Raw genomic sequence first — 13874 nt, forward strand, 5'->3', positions numbered from 1 at the left:
TTGTCAGGTCCTTTTCTCAAAAAAGATGCCGGCAGAGGTTCCGGCGAGGATGAGGGCTGCACCTATCAAGCTTATTGCGGCCAAAGGTTCCGTCAGGAGCAGGTGAGCGAGGACCAAGCCGAAAAGCGGTTCGGTTCCCATCAGGAAGCTGGCCCGTGTCGGAGTGGATTTTCTGATCGCGGCGTTTTGGACGTAGAAAGCGACGATCGTGCAGAAGAGCGAAAGAAAGGCAACAGCGCCCCAGAACTGCAGGTTTCCCTTCACAATAAGCCCGGAAATCCCGAACTGAGCGAACGCCACGACGAAAGTGAGTAGTGCCACCGCCGATCCCTGGATGGCCGTGAATGCTGCTGACGAAACCTGCCGACCGTCCAGAACGCGTTTGCTCAACACTATCAAAACCGCTCGCAGAACGGCAGCGCCCAGCACAAGCGCGTCACCGCGATTGAACGCGCCGATCCCCCCAGTCAAAAAGCCGACACCGATACTTGATAGGGCAGCGCTCGCCAGTACGCCCGCGGGAGGAGGCCGTCCTGACAGCCCATAGTCAAGGATGGGCGTGAAGATCAAGCTAAGCGAAATAATCAGGGCCGTGTTTGTGGCGCTTGTTGATGCGACACCGTAAGTTTCGGCAATAAAAACTGAAAACACTACCGTCCCCATTGCCAACCCGCGGAGGCGATCGCCCCATGACATCGTTGCAATCTCACGTCTTGCCACGACTGCCATGAACACCGTTGTAATCAGGAAGCGGTAAAGAATGAGGATCAAAGCTGGCGCATAGAATAGCGCGCACTTCGCGACAGGATAGCTAGCGCCCCACACGAAAGCGACACCCACGAGGGCCAAGTCAGCCCATGAGAAAGATGTCCATGACCTCCTGATAGGTTTTGAAGGCTTTACGAAACCATCCACGATCCAGAATCCTTTGTTGATGGACGAGCTACCCCGTGCTGGTGCGAGGCGGGCCGACGCCAGGCCGTCGGGGACGTCACTTTTGCCAAAACGTATTGCTGTCCTTGGTTGGAGGGAGATCGGAACTGTGAGGACGGGGCAGGCGCGTGGGCGGATGCGCAAGATCGCCCGACAGACGGTGCGGGAACTCGCCGATGAACTCAGGAACCGTCCGGCCCTCGACGAAAGCAACGATGCCGCAGCCTCTGGCTTCCCAAAGCGGCGGGATAATCGAGTATCTTGTCGCAGCCACCGTGGGACCCAAGAGCGGTAAGCATTGTCGACGAGATCCGACGGTGGCGACTGCCTTTTCAGCGAGCCTGTTCATTGAGTACTCCCTTTTTATTCGCGGCGAATGGTAGTTGTGACTAGCCAAGCAAGGGCCGGGCCAGACTGAAAGGCCCTTTAGAAACAACATGATCGTTATCCGAGAAAATTATTTCGTGTCCGACGTTGTCAGAAATCCGACAATGAGTGCGGCCGCCGCCAACGAGCCGATGGCTGCAATTATCAAAATGGTTTCCGACTGCGGCCCCGGATCGTTCATCCACCTGATTGAAACACGGCTTCGCCCTTTTTCGTTGACCGCCTTTCAGTTAAATAGCCGTTGATCATCGGATATGCCGGCGATCATTTTTCCTCAACTCTCCGACCATCCGGAAGCGCCCTTGCGGTGAACGGCGGGGTACAACGAGAAGCCCACAGCGCCGATCCCGTCAATTCGGTGAGACAGCTTTCCGCGAGCGCATCACGCAGGCGATTGACCGCGGGTCCTCGTGATGCCCGCTTCTCGGCGGCCCGAATTTCTTTCGGGACTATGTTACCGAGCCTCGACATGTTCCTATCCGGGTTCCGGCGGGGGCAGAATCTGCTGCGCGGAATTTTTTAGGTGCGACTATGATATCTGTCCTGACATAGTCGGTTGCATGCAGAGCGACTGTTGTTTCCTATTCGAAATTAAAGGGACGCTATTTTGGCAATGAACATCAAGTCATCGGCACCAACAGCGGCACGGCACGAAAGCATCCTGGTTCGCTTGCAGGAGGACATCGACCTACTGCCGAATGCGCTTGCTCGCATCGCCAAGTACATCCTGGAAAATCCTGAAAAGGTGCTGCACCACTCGGTCGCCGAGTTGGGCGAATTCGCCGGCAGCGGCGAAGCAAGCATATTGCGGCTTTGCCGGCAGATAGGCTTTTCCGGATTTCGGGATTTCAAACTGGCGCTAGCCGCAGAGATCGGCCGTCCGGGAATGCCTTCAGTTGGTTCTGAAAATGCGGACGGCGCGCTGAAAACGCTGCATGACACCATGGCGCAAAACCTCGGCATCGCACACAGCAATGCCGATCCCGAAACGCTTACGAAGGTCGCCGCCGCACTTGCGGCAAGCCGAAGGATCGACCTCTACGGGGCGGGGATGTCGGGTGTGACGGCTGAACTGCTGGCCTACAGGCTCTTGCGGGTTGGACTTACGGCGGTGGCGTTCAGAAATTCCAATATGGCTCATGAAGTCGCCAACGGACTTGGCCCGGGATGCGTGGCGATCGGCTTCTCGATCTCCGGTCTGTCTGTTGATACCGTGCAATTTCTCAAGGGCGCCCGCTCGGCGGGGGCCGTGACCGTTGCCATCACCAACCGCTCTCGCAGCCCGCTTGGCGAGGCGGCGAACTTTACCCTGCAGGCGTCGGGCCTTCACGACCGCCCGATCGGCGGCACGCTGACCCCGATGGTCGGCAAGATCTTCGTGATCGAAAGCGTGATGCTGGCGCTGGGAAAGGCGATGGAGGAATTGGTCGAAAAATGAAACTAAACTCCATTTTGTCATCAATATGAAATAAAACACCACTAAAGCTGCCGCCAACCGAAAGGATCTCGGAATGGCAGCTTTGGACCTCCACATCGACAAGATCAGCAAGCGCTATGATGTGACGGATGTGCTCCGCGGCGTCTCGCTAAGGGTAGCCCCAGGGGAATTTGTGACGTTGCTTGGGCCGTCCGGCTGCGGCAAATCCACGCTTCTTCGCATCATAGCGGGATTGGAGCGCGCGGATCGCGGTCATGTGCGTGCAGGGGGTAGGGGATTGGACACCGTTGCGCCTAAGGATCGCGACTTGGCCTTCGTGTTCCAGAGCTACGCGCTTTATCCGCATCTGAGCGTCTATGAAAATATCGCAGCCCCCCTGGTCATGCGCGAACTGACTAGCTTGGAACGTCTTCCGGTTATCGGCGCTCGGATGCCCGGAGCCATCCAGCGCAAACGCTCGATCGAAGAGCGGGTCCGGCAGACCTCAGCGTTGCTCAAGCTTGACGCGCTGCTCGACCGCCGGCCGGCCGCACTCTCGGGTGGACAGCGACAGCGCGTGGCTTTGGGTCGCGCCATGGTGCGCAAGCCGAAGATCTTCCTGATGGATGAACCGTTGGCAAACCTGGATGCAGCGCTGCGCATCCATACGCGCGGCGAGATCGCCCGGCTGCACAAGGAAATGGGAACGACGACGTTGTTCGTGACCCATGACCAGGCCGAGGCAGCAGCGCTTTCGGACCGGGTCGCCGTCATGTTCGGCGGCGAGATCCGCCAAGTGGCGGCGCCCGCCGCTCTTTATCGCGATCCCATCGATCTCGATGTTGCCCGGTTCCTGGCTCAGCCATTCCTGAACGAACTGGCGGTGACCGCACCGATCGGGGGCGGGCTGATGATCGGCAACAGCAGGCTCATCATTCGCGATGCACTCGGGTACCGGGAACCCGGCACGCTGGCTTTCCGGCCGGAACATGCGTCCCTGGTAAGCGCGGACCAGCCGGGCGCGCTGCCGGTTCAGGTCGCACGCATCGAGTACTCTGGGACCGACGCTTACGTCTTTGCCGATGCTGAGGTGGGTGCGCAGTTCGTCGTCCGGATCGCGGCTGAACGCGCTCACTCAATGCGAGGCGGGGAGACCCTCGGACTGAGCATCGATTCGGAAAAGGCATGGTTCTTCCCCTCCAGCGGGTCGCGCCAGCGTCGCGACCGCAGCAGGGCAGCTTGATATGGCCGTGGTGAACGACATTCCGATCAGTTCCTTGGCTGACAACGCTTCAACCAACGATCCGCTACGCGCGTGCCCGCGCGCGGGGGTCATTCTGGCCTTGCCGGCGACGTTGTTGATTGCCGCTCTTGTGATCGGCCCCGCCATTCTCGTCTTCTTTCTGTCCTTCACGGACGCGTCCCTTGGTTTGGCTGGGGCTCGGTTCGTCGGGCTCGCCAACTACACCCGCATGCTGACCGATCCCGGCTTTGCGCAGAGCCTGCGCAACACGGCGCTTTACGTGCTTGTGGTCGTGCCTTCCTCTATCGGGTGGGGGCTTTTGGTCGCTCTCCTGATCGCCCAATCGCGGTTCGCGGCGGTCTATCGGACCGCCTACTTCCTGCCCGTGGCAGCGACCCTGGTGGCTCTTGCAACCGCGTGGGAAGCGATCCTGCATCCTAGTCTCGGTTTCGCAAACTCACTGCTGCTGCTTTTGGGCGCATCTCCCGTCAGGTTCCTGTCCGATCCGGCAACGGCCATCTATGCGCTTGCGGCAATCGGCGTCTGGCAGTTGGTGGGTTTCAACATGATCCTCTTCCTGGCCGGACTTTCGACCATTCCGGAAGAGCTTTACGAAGCGGCGGCGATCGATGGGGCGGACAGGGGATTGAAACGCTTCCTGCTCGTGACCTGGCCGATGCTGGCGCCGGTGACGCTGTTCGTCACGGTGATGACAATCATCCGCGCGTTTTCGGTGTTCGAAACGGTCGCTGTTCTCACAGGGGGCGGGCCGATGAAGTCCACGTCCGTCATTCTCTACACATTCTATGAAGAAGGCTTCCGGTTTTTCCGGGTGGGATATGCGTCGGCGATTGCCGTTTCCTTCTTCGCCTTCGTGACCGTCCTGTCGCTCGTCCAGATGCGCGTCTCCGAGCGCCAGGCGCGCTGGAAGAACGAAGGAGGCCGGTCATGATCCTGGCGCAGTCTTCCGCCTCACGCCTTGCCTCGCATGCCGTGCTTATGACCGGCGCGATCATCATGGTCTTGCCGTTTCTGTGGATGCTGCTTGCCTCGCTGACGCCGCAGAGCGAGATCTTCGGCGGCAGCCTTCTGCCGATCCCGACGGTTGACGGCGCAATCGAGAATTATGGCAACGCGCTCTCCGCCATTCCGCTTCTGCGGTTCATGGGAAACGGCATTGTTGTCTGCCTTGCAATTCTTGTGCTCCAGATCGCGGTTGCCATTCCTTGCGGCTATGCGCTTGCCAAGCTGTCTTTTCCCGGTCGCCCAATTCTACTTGGGGCCGTCCTTCTCGGACTTCTGGTGCCCGTTCAGATACCGACCATCCCGATCTACATCGCGCTCGCCAAATCCGGCCTGCTCGACAGCTATGCAGCTTTGATTCTGCCCTGGAGCATCTCGGTTTTTGCCATCTTCCTCTTCCGACAGTTCTTCGTCACCTATCCCGACGAGGTGCTCGATGCTGCGCGGCTTGATGGCTTCAGGGAGCTTTCGATCGCCTGGCGGATCATGCTGCCCGCGGCGTGGCCGGCGGTCGCCTCCTTCTCGATTTTCTCCATCGTGGCCCATTGGAATGATCTCTATTGGCCGCTGGTGGTGACGACAAACCCCGACATGATGATGCCTTCGCTCGGCATTGCCTATTTCCGGCAGGCGGGCGAGGGGACGGGAAATGTCGGTGCACTGATGGCCGGGGGCGTCCTCGTGACGGCGCCCTTGGTCGCTCTTTTTCTTCTCATGCAGAAGCACTTCATCCGGGGCCTGGTGCTCGGCCGACACTAGCTCCGTTTTCCAACCCAAATCTCAACCTCAGGAGAGCAATGTGAAAACACTTGCCATGATCCTTGCCGCCGGTATCACTACGGCGCTAGCAGCCACGCCGGCGCAAGCCGAGACCAAACTCGACGTCTATTACGCCTGGCCAGAACACGAAGTGATCCATAAGCCGATCGCCGATCGCTTCATGGCGGAGCACCCGGACATCAAGATCAACTTCCGCGCTGCGGCGCCGAGTTATGATGAAGCTGTCCAGACGCTAATCCGCCAGAGCATGGCGGGCGAATTGCCGAACGTTCACTACGTCGGCTTCAACGTGCTGCGTCCGCTCGTCGCGCGTGGGCTCGTAAAGCCCATCGACGATCTGGTTGCCGCCGATCACCTGATTGATAACGGCTACACGGATCAGGTCCTGTCGCTCGCAACGATCGACGGCCATCTCTACGGTCTGCCCTTCGCCATGTCGACGCCGGTCGTTTATTACAATGCCGATCTCGTGAAGAAGGCTGGGGGCGATCCCGACAAGATCCCGGCCGACTGGGACAGCTTCGTTGCACTCGCGGGCAAGATCGGAGCGCTCGGCGACGGAACATCCGGCATGTATTACCAGCTTGGCTCGGACGACTGGGCCACGCAGAACCTGGTGCGCAACTTCGGCGGCCAAATGATGAACGACAAGGAGAGTGATATCGCTATTGACGGTCCCGCCGGCCAGAAAGCCGTTGAGCTGTTCAAGCGCTTCCATACTGAAGGCACTCAGCCGGCGATCGACAAGTCCGCTGCCCGCCAGCTCTTTACATCCGGCAAGCTTGGCTTCTTCTTCGCCTCCGCCGGCAGTGTGAGCGGTTTCGAAGGTGAAATCGGAGACCGGTTCACACTCCGCACGGCCAAGCAGCCGCTCGGCGCTGAAGATGCGACGATGCCGACTGGCGGCATGGTTGCGGTGATCCTCACCGACGATCCGGCCAAGCGCGCCGCTGCCTGGGACTACGTCAAGTTCGCCACAAGTCCTGAAGGCCAGAGCATTGTCGTGCCGAATACCGGCTATATGCCGACCAATACGCTTGCGCTGGACAAGGATCATCTCGCTGGCTTCTACGACAAGCATCCGAACTGGTACACCAGCGTGCTGCAGACGCCGCGCGCGCGCCCGTGGTTCTCCTGGCCCGGTGATAACGGCGTTCAGATCGGTCAGGTCCTCCGCGACGAGATGACGGCCATCGCGCTCGGCTCCAAGGAACCGGAAGCCGCTCTCGCAGACATGGCTTCGCAGGTTCGTGCGCTTCTGCCGAAGACCAACTGATCCTCTCCCTCCTGGGGACGCGGCATGTTGTGCGGCGTCCCTTCTTTTTTCGGATTTACCTCATGAAACTCATTCACCTGACCGACCTCCACCTAGTGCCGCCGGGCGCCACGCTCTTCGGTTTTGATCCTGCCGAACGCCTGCGCAAGACCATCGAGCGCATCAACCGTGACCACACCGACGCCGAGCTTTGTGTCGTGACCGGCGATCTCACCGACGAGGGAGACTTCGCTTCCTACGAACTGCTGCGCGATGTGCTGCGGGACCTGCGCGTACCCACCCGGCTTCTGCTCGGCAACCACGACAGTCGTCAGAACTTTCTACGCGCCTTTCCAGACGAGCCGCGCGATGAGAACGGCTTTGTCCAGTCGGTCCATGAAAGCTCGGCAGGACGCCTCATCTTGCTCGACACCCTGGTGGAAGGGTTCGGTCATGGCTCCTTGAGCGATGACCGGCTCGAATGGCTGCTCGCGCGGCTGGCCGAGAAGCCGGATGTGCCGGCCTATCTCCTCGCCCATCATCCGCTGCAGCCGATCGGCCTCCCGCATTTTGAGCCCTGGAACACGGAAAACTGGCGCCAGATTATGCCGCAGATCGCAAAGGCCGGTAATGTGCGGCACATCTTCCACGGTCATGTGCATGTCGATGTCGGCGGAACTTGGAGTGGGATCCCCTTCAGCGCAAGCCGCGGCGTGGCGCATCAGATCATTCCGAATTTCAAGCGCAGGGACGCGGACTTCGTGGAGGATGCGCCGGCCTTCGACATAGCGATGATCGATGCTGAGGGCGTCCTGGTGCATCGTTTCGAAGTCAACGACCGGCACGTGGTTGAGGTCTCCGCTGCAGGTCTGGTTCCGGAGGGCGTGCAATGACCCCTTGTGAACTGGTCATCTTCGATTGCGACGGCGTCTTAATCGATAGTGAGACGCTGGCAAGTCGCATCGACGCTGAGGAACTGACCCGCATCGGCTATCCTACGTCGTATTCTGATGTGGTTCTGCGCTTCACCGGCCTGTCGGCGGCGACCATGCGAAAAATGGTCGAGGAAGACTGGGGCCGTCCCCTGCCGAATGACTTCGATACCATCGTGCAATCCCGCATCAAGGAAACTTACCGAACGGAACTGCAAGCCATCGAAGGGATCGACCGGCTCTTGCATCAATTGCCGCTGCCACGCTGCGTCGCATCGAGCAGCGCCCCCGACAAGCTGAAGCTGGGTCTTGAACTGACGGGGCTGTGGCGACACTTCGATCCTCACGTGTTCAGTTCCGTCATGGTAAAGGCCGGCAAGCCGGCTCCGGACCTGTTCCTCTTCGCCGCGGCGCAAATGGGAATCGAGGCCGCGCGCTGTGTCGTTGTGGAAGACAGCATTGCCGGCGTCCGAGCCGGCGTAGCCGCCGGGATGACGGTCATCGGCTTTACGGCGGGTGCCCACTGCTTCGATGACCACGGTCAACGACTGCTCTCAGCCGGCGCTGCGGTCGTTGCGCGGTCGGCTGAAGAGCTGGGTTCGTTCTTGACGATGAGCCAGGCTATATCCGCTGCAGAACGATAAAATCCAACTGCCGCAACCATCTTCTTCCTAAGGGGCCGGCGAACGACAACCGCTGAGCCTGATCGGTCACAACGTCAGCTTGTCATGCGTTCAAGCGAAGTGCAGAGATCCGAGGCTGACCCTATCGATGGAGCAGGGGGCGTGAGCATTGCCGCGAAGGTCTACTTCGATGGAGCGTGCTTCATTATGAGTAAGGCGGCCGACCGCCCCAGGATATGCCGAGCCGCCCTGGGCGACAATTGCCAGTGAACTGAAGCGAAATGGCGTGACGCTGACGCTGTTGTGGCAGGAATATCGCGGGCGGCATCCTAACGGTTACGGATACGCATGGTACTGTGAGCGTTTCGCCGCGTTCGAACAACGCGCCAGCGCCATGAATTACTGCTACTGGCGCCACGTAGCACATAGCGGCGCCGGGCGTGGATGGACGAAGCCTTTCGTGCAGGCGCTCTCAATCGAAGATCATGGACGATGGACGGACGTCAATTTCTGCCATTTTAGAACTATGGAACAGGCGGCGCTGCAGAATGCCACATCGTCCAGGCCAGGCGGCAACTGCCAGCCCGTCAGCCCGACCTCACCAGCGCGCAGGTAGGCCGAAATGATCGTTTTGCTGATCTTCAGCCGTTCCGATATTGCACGAACCGAAAATCCTATTCGTGCGTCTGTCGCAATATCGATCGAATGTCCTTCACGTCACTAAGTCTCGCCTGCTTCCGTCGCTATTCATCAGCCCCTCGTTCAAATCGAGGTTCAGAATGGCAAAAACGGCGCGTACGAAAGTCGATGTTTAATGCCGAAAGACTGCCGGGAATTAGCGGAATGCTGTCCCGGATTTAAGTGACATCGCTGTCCGGGAATTAATGGAATCCCTGTCCTTGAATTACCGAAACCCGCATCTCAACTGTGGAAACTTCACCATGCGACGGGGCTGCGCGACATCCGCCAAACCCCTTGCGGATATTAATTGCAGAAATGCCCACGGAACCCCAATCCGGTCGTGCTCTCTGGCTAATCGTGGCATAAGGGGATCTTTGCGACAGGCCCCGCTTCTCCCCTCTGCGACATCGCGGGACGCGCAGCTAAGTGAGCTCGAATTTGTATAATCCGATTATTTGGCATATACAAACATATACACAAGGAGAACGACATGGTTCACGCACATCAGCCGGATTCGAAGGAGGTTCGGCTATTTCGTAATAACCGCAGCCAGGCTATTCGAATTCCGGCCGAATTCGAGCTCCCGGGCGAGCGCGTCGTTATCAGCCGTGAGGGCGATCGTCTCGTCATCGAGCCAGTGCGCACGAGCACAGGATTGCTCAACCTACTTGCGAGCTGGTCTCCCCTCGATGAGGAGTTTCCGGATATCGAGGACGCTCCGGTAAAGCCGGAGGAAATTTTTTGACGCGCTATCTGCTCGATACGAACATCATCAGCGATCTCGTGCGCAATCCTGGTGGGCTAGCAACGAAGCATCTGCAGCGCGCCGGCGACGAGAACGTTTGCACCAGCATCATCGTCGCGGCCGAGTTGCGATACGGATGCGCAAAGAAGGGTTCGGCCAAGCTTCTGGAACGGGTAGAGGAGGTCTTGTCGGCAATTCCAGTCCTTGCACTGGAGGGTCCCGCGGACATCGTCTACGGCTCGATCCGTGCCACTCTCGAGCGGGAAGGGCGGACCGTTGGCCACAACGGCCTGCTGATCGCCGCGCATGCCTCCTCTCTCGGCACAACATTGGTGACTGCCAATGTTGGCGAGTTCAGCAGAATACCTGACCTGACAATTGAGAACTGGATCGAATGAAAGCGCCGGCACACGGCTTCGGGGCCCGTCGCAAAGATCTCCTAATGCCACGATCAGCCAGACCACCCCGGATATTCATGCTTTGTTAACTTTTTGCAGTCCGAAGATGCGCGCAAGAAGATCGTTCTGATCGTTGACGGTCCAGTCGCCTGAATCCGAAACCTTTCCGCAGCCACAGCATCACCTAGAATTGGGCGATGGTTCGACGCGCGGTGTTGAATGACTGGGAGCCGCCGATTTTCGGCGCCGTCGACATTTGTGGGGACAGTTCCTTTGGTCGCGTTCGGCGGCATGCGGTCCCGGGAAAAAGGGGTCGAGACGATGGCGCGGTCCGGTGAAACGCATCATACTGAGCGGCCAGATATTCATGCGCACCTTAATTTAGTCGCTTCTCTGCTGCCTGCATTCTCGCAAACAGCTGCTTCAGAAAAGTATATTTGTATATATATTATCCATTTATATCAATTAGTTGGTTTCTTTTCTTCTGAATGACGTTACCTAATCCGCGTATCGATGTTGGCTGCCGGCTGTTTGAGATATCAACGCTGCAAAATCGTGGATACTGTCATGCTTCACCCGCTTCCAGAAGAAGTGCGCGCTATCACAGGTCTAAACTTCCCACTTTATCCCTGCTCAAATGGGGCTTGGTCGATCAAACCAACCGTCGGCCCCTCAAGCGCGCGGGTTATGATTTGTTCCATCCCGAAAGCGGGCACCCACCTATATGCCCGTCTTCTTGCTCTGCTCGGGCTTGAACAGTCCGATGTGTTTTTCAATCGAGACTATCTCGGAGACTTCCGCTTTGTAAATGTCGAGAGAGCTCGCTTCACTCATTCGGAAAATATCCTACGGATACCGATTGAGATAGCGTCGCTCTTTGTTCAACCCGGTCAGTTTGGATATGGGCATCTGCCTTGCGACATCGCGATCCGTCGTTGCTTGGCGGATTTCAAAGTCATCTTTGTCACACGCGAGATGCGGGCGGCAATCGTATCGCAGATGCGGTATGTCGGTGATAGCGATTGGTGTCCGCCCGGGAGGACCGAGATCAAGTGGCGCAATGAGCCGAACGGGCAAGACAAAATGCTAAAGTACTTCGACGAGATCGCGCCCTTCATTTTCAACGAACGTTGTCACCCAATGGCGCCGTGGGCAGATGAGATTGATGTTCTTGGATTGACCTACGAACAGATCATAGGTGACCACGGGAAGGAAGTTCAGCTCGAAACCATCCGCAAAGTTGCAGAGTTTTGCGAGATTCGACCACCGCAGCCCGAGCTAATCTTGGATCAACTGATCGGAAAGCAGACCTTCACCTTCTCCGGCGGGAGAACGTCCTGGGACGCTTACTGGAATCCGGAGATCGAGGCGCGATTTATGACGTTCGGTGGATCAGAATTGAACGAGCGTTTCGGCTTTGGCGCATGATAGATTTCGCTACTGTCGCACCGCGCGCGTAGATGGTTTCGCGGTTTGGTTGCGCCGGCGAACGAACCGGTTGTGTCGTCTGGTTTGGGAACCGTCACGTTTCGCAATTTGCGCCCATGGCGAGCCAGTGCGGGAAACGCAGAGGACGCCGTTCAGGGCGCGCCGATATCGACGCTTGGAGGCCGCCAGGCTTGCTCGGCAGCAGTGGCGCTATGATCGACCATTCGTAGTCTGTCAGTTTGGCGTGGCGACGTCATAGTGGGGTTCCTTATTCCGGAAGCCTTCAATCGCCGGCGCATGATACTCAAAGCTCTAGTAGTCCTCGATCCTTTCTGGACCTGATCCACTTCTAACCATCATTGCGGAAAAGCTGCTCTCTAAAAGGCAGGCTTTCAAGTCCCTATGATGGACGCTGTTCCAAAGATCATAGTGTTCATTGGGATCCTTCTGATGATCGAACAGCTCTCCTATTCCGACATCATGATATACATTTAGTTTGTAACGGCCATCATAGTACATTGATGCCCGTGTGCCTCGGCTTCCCTGGAAACGGAGGGAATTGTAATACTCACTGACCACGTAGTGCTTATGGCAATCTAGTGAGGTGTTGCCGAGCAGCATTTGATCGAGTGACAATCCCTGCATGGCCTTGGGGATCTCAAGCCCCGACAACGAAAGTAACGTGGGTGCAATATCGACCAGTTCGACAAGGGCATTCGACACCGATCCATGTACTAAGCTGCCAGGCACGGAAATTATAAGTGGTACATGCACCACACCCTCATAGAACCGGCAGCCTTTGTAGAGCAGGCCATGGTCACCCATCATATCACCATGATCGCTCATGAAGACGATGATCGTGCGATCGAGCTGTCCGGTTTCCGTCAGCACCTCGAGTACGCGGCCGACCAGATCGTCGACTTGAGCCACTTCCGCGTGGTAGGCCGCTCTCATCTCCCATATATTGAAGCTTGTGGGCGGCGTTTCATGCGTGGGGCCTGCCGGCCCATCATTGTGTGCTTCACCCACGCCATGTGCCGCGCGCCAAGGATTGATCGCAAACTTCGCCTGCTGATCCACTTTCTCGAATTTCTTTTGGTGTTCAAGATCGATTGGCTTGAAGGCAGGGTTTGGCATGTCGGCCGAATTGAAACGCCTCAGATAGTCTTCCGGAGGATTGAGCGGCGGATGAGGTGCGTCGATGTTGATAGCAAGGTACCAACTGCGATCAGAATGCATCTTGATAAAACGCTCAGCTCGATCGCCCGCCCAACGAACCTGTCGGTACTCAGCTGCCGGCCCCGGTCCATAGTGCTGGTGCTGATATGGTTTGAAATAGGTCTCGGGGTCCACCCCTTTATCCCATAACCAGGCATGATAGTCGTGGTCGCCCGACCACTCCGGAAATGGCTCAGGGCTCCAGTAAAACTCGGCATATCCGTCGTCAGGACGCTTTTCTATCATTTGCCGAGTGGCGGACAGATGCAGCTTTCCGATGTGACCTGTGTAGTAGCCCGCATTTGCCATCAGTTTCGGGATTAAACGCAGATGCGACGGAAAGGCACCTGCACCGTTCTGATGCACCTGGTGCGCGATCGGATACATCCCCGTCAGGAAGCTCGTCCGGCTCGGCGTGCAGATGGGGCTCTGGCTATATGCGCGAGCAAAAGCAGTGCCCCTCGCAGCTAGCCGGTCGATATTGGGAGTTTGCGTGCCCTTGAACCCCAGACATTGCAATGTGTCCCACCGTTGCTGGTCACTGCAAATCCAGACGATATTATAGTTGCTCAACTCTCGTTCCCCACGCGTTGAATTCAAAAAATCGTGACCACCGGCACCGCATCAGCGTGCCGGTGGAGGCATTTTCGGGATTACTTCAATATCCGGCGCGCTTGACGATGCCTTCGATGTCGGCCTGAGCATCATCCAGGGCAGCCTGCGGGGCTTTGCTCCCAACAACCGCCTCTCGCCGCCAGAAACACAATCCTTCGCGGCGTGCGGTTGTTAGGCGAAATTCAACACGATCTGC

13 protein-coding genes and 3 pseudogenes are annotated in these 13874 nt (G+C 57.8%); 12 read left to right on the forward strand and 4 right to left on the reverse strand.

Annotated elements, in window-relative coordinates; genetic code table 11:
- Window positions 1-3: 3 nt before the first annotated feature.
- Complete coding sequence (locus tag ISN39_RS35210) at window positions 4-915, reverse strand: DMT family transporter (RefSeq protein ID WP_246763626.1); 912 nt, start codon at window positions 913-915, stop codon at window positions 4-6.
- Window positions 916-1370: 455 nt separating this feature from the next.
- On the opposite strand from ISN39_RS35210, the gene ISN39_RS35215 reads away from it, so the two are divergent.
- The 9 genes and pseudogenes from ISN39_RS35215 to ISN39_RS37505 all read left to right on the forward strand — a co-directional run.
- Window positions 1371-1565 (forward strand): hypothetical protein, encoded by a 195-nt coding sequence (locus ISN39_RS35215; RefSeq protein WP_194732510.1) that lies wholly within the window; start codon window positions 1371-1373, stop codon window positions 1563-1565.
- 368 nt (window positions 1566-1933) lie between these two features.
- The gene (locus ISN39_RS35220) at window positions 1934-2758 is read left to right on the forward strand and encodes a MurR/RpiR family transcriptional regulator (RefSeq protein WP_194732511.1); all 825 of its coding nucleotides are present in this window, start codon (window positions 1934-1936) and stop codon (window positions 2756-2758) included.
- Between the two features lie 73 nt (window positions 2759-2831).
- Window positions 2832-3980: an ABC transporter ATP-binding protein gene (locus ISN39_RS35225; protein ID WP_194732512.1), complete on the forward strand. Its 1149-nt coding sequence runs from the start codon at window positions 2832-2834 to the stop codon at window positions 3978-3980.
- Between the two features lies 1 nt (window position 3981).
- The gene (locus tag ISN39_RS35230; protein WP_194732513.1) at window positions 3982-4932 is read left to right on the forward strand and encodes a sugar ABC transporter permease; all 951 of its coding nucleotides are present in this window, start codon (window positions 3982-3984) and stop codon (window positions 4930-4932) included.
- On the forward strand, window positions 4929-5762 hold the full coding sequence (locus ISN39_RS35235; RefSeq protein ID WP_194732514.1) for a carbohydrate ABC transporter permease: 834 nt from the start codon (window positions 4929-4931) through the stop codon (window positions 5760-5762). Before ISN39_RS35230 ends, ISN39_RS35235 begins: the two co-directional genes overlap by 4 nt.
- 40 nt (window positions 5763-5802) lie before the next feature.
- On the forward strand, window positions 5803-7059 hold the full coding sequence (locus ISN39_RS35240; RefSeq protein ID WP_194732515.1) for an ABC transporter substrate-binding protein: 1257 nt from the start codon (window positions 5803-5805) through the stop codon (window positions 7057-7059).
- Window positions 7060-7121: 62 nt separating this feature from the next.
- The gene (locus ISN39_RS35245; RefSeq protein WP_194732516.1) at window positions 7122-7931 is read left to right on the forward strand and encodes a phosphodiesterase; all 810 of its coding nucleotides are present in this window, start codon (window positions 7122-7124) and stop codon (window positions 7929-7931) included.
- Complete coding sequence (locus ISN39_RS35250) at window positions 7928-8614, forward strand: HAD family hydrolase (RefSeq protein WP_194732517.1); 687 nt, start codon at window positions 7928-7930, stop codon at window positions 8612-8614. The genes ISN39_RS35245 and ISN39_RS35250 overlap by 4 nt, the downstream gene beginning before the upstream one ends.
- Window positions 8615-8831: 217 nt before the next feature.
- Window positions 8832-8984 (forward strand): annotated as a pseudogene (locus tag ISN39_RS37505) (IS21 family transposase); the annotation flags it as partial.
- Between the two features lie 138 nt (window positions 8985-9122).
- Here the strand turns inward: ISN39_RS37505 and ISN39_RS37510 are convergent.
- Window positions 9123-9309, reverse strand: a pseudogene (locus tag ISN39_RS37510) (IS21 family transposase); the annotation flags it as partial.
- Window positions 9310-9764: 455 nt separating this feature from the next.
- Between ISN39_RS37510 and ISN39_RS35255 the strand changes: the two are divergent.
- Together ISN39_RS35255 and ISN39_RS35260 are read left to right on the forward strand one after the other, a co-directional pair.
- Complete coding sequence (locus ISN39_RS35255) at window positions 9765-10019, forward strand: antitoxin (RefSeq protein ID WP_194732518.1); 255 nt, start codon at window positions 9765-9767, stop codon at window positions 10017-10019.
- Window positions 10016-10417: a type II toxin-antitoxin system VapC family toxin gene (locus tag ISN39_RS35260; RefSeq protein WP_194732519.1), complete on the forward strand. Its 402-nt coding sequence runs from the start codon at window positions 10016-10018 to the stop codon at window positions 10415-10417. The genes ISN39_RS35255 and ISN39_RS35260 overlap by 4 nt, the downstream gene beginning before the upstream one ends.
- A 75-nt stretch (window positions 10418-10492) precedes the next feature.
- Here the strand turns inward: ISN39_RS35260 and ISN39_RS35265 are convergent.
- Window positions 10493-10661 (reverse strand): annotated as a pseudogene (locus tag ISN39_RS35265) (IS6 family transposase); the annotation flags it as partial.
- A 323-nt stretch (window positions 10662-10984) separates the two neighbouring features.
- Here ISN39_RS35265 and ISN39_RS35270 point away from each other — a divergent pair.
- Window positions 10985-11845 (forward strand): sulfotransferase domain-containing protein, encoded by an 861-nt coding sequence (locus ISN39_RS35270; protein WP_194732520.1) that lies wholly within the window; start codon window positions 10985-10987, stop codon window positions 11843-11845.
- A gap of 312 nt (window positions 11846-12157) precedes the next feature.
- Here ISN39_RS35270 and ISN39_RS35275 read toward each other — a convergent pair whose 3' ends face one another.
- Window positions 12158-13636, reverse strand: a complete 1479-nt coding sequence (locus tag ISN39_RS35275) for a sulfatase-like hydrolase/transferase (RefSeq protein ID WP_194732521.1) — start codon at window positions 13634-13636, stop codon at window positions 12158-12160.
- Window positions 13637-13874 lie beyond the last annotated feature (238 nt).

Origin of the sequence: Rhizobium sp. 007 (assembly GCF_015353075.1) — a bacterium.
GTDB lineage: Bacteria > Pseudomonadota > Alphaproteobacteria > Rhizobiales > Rhizobiaceae > Rhizobium.

What these genes read in the sequence shown, in the direction of transcription:
- ISN39_RS35225 (WP_194732512.1), top strand. Translation starts at nt 2,832, where the DNA reads ATGGCAGCTTTGGACCTCCACATCGACAAGATCAGCAAGCGCTATGAT.
- ISN39_RS35255 (WP_194732518.1), top strand. Translation starts at nt 9,765, where the DNA reads ATGGTTCACGCACATCAGCCGGATTCGAAGGAGGTTCGGCTATTTCGT.
- ISN39_RS35215 (WP_194732510.1), top strand. Translation starts at nt 1,371, where the DNA reads ATGATCGTTATCCGAGAAAATTATTTCGTGTCCGACGTTGTCAGAAAT.
- ISN39_RS35235 (WP_194732514.1), top strand. Translation starts at nt 4,929, where the DNA reads ATGATCCTGGCGCAGTCTTCCGCCTCACGCCTTGCCTCGCATGCCGTG.
- ISN39_RS35270 (WP_194732520.1), top strand. Translation starts at nt 10,985, where the DNA reads ATGCTTCACCCGCTTCCAGAAGAAGTGCGCGCTATCACAGGTCTAAAC.
- ISN39_RS35250 (WP_194732517.1), top strand. Translation starts at nt 7,928, where the DNA reads ATGACCCCTTGTGAACTGGTCATCTTCGATTGCGACGGCGTCTTAATC.
- ISN39_RS35230 (WP_194732513.1), top strand. Translation starts at nt 3,982, where the DNA reads ATGGCCGTGGTGAACGACATTCCGATCAGTTCCTTGGCTGACAACGCT.
- ISN39_RS35245 (WP_194732516.1), top strand. Translation starts at nt 7,122, where the DNA reads ATGAAACTCATTCACCTGACCGACCTCCACCTAGTGCCGCCGGGCGCC.
- ISN39_RS35220 (WP_194732511.1), top strand. Translation starts at nt 1,934, where the DNA reads ATGAACATCAAGTCATCGGCACCAACAGCGGCACGGCACGAAAGCATC.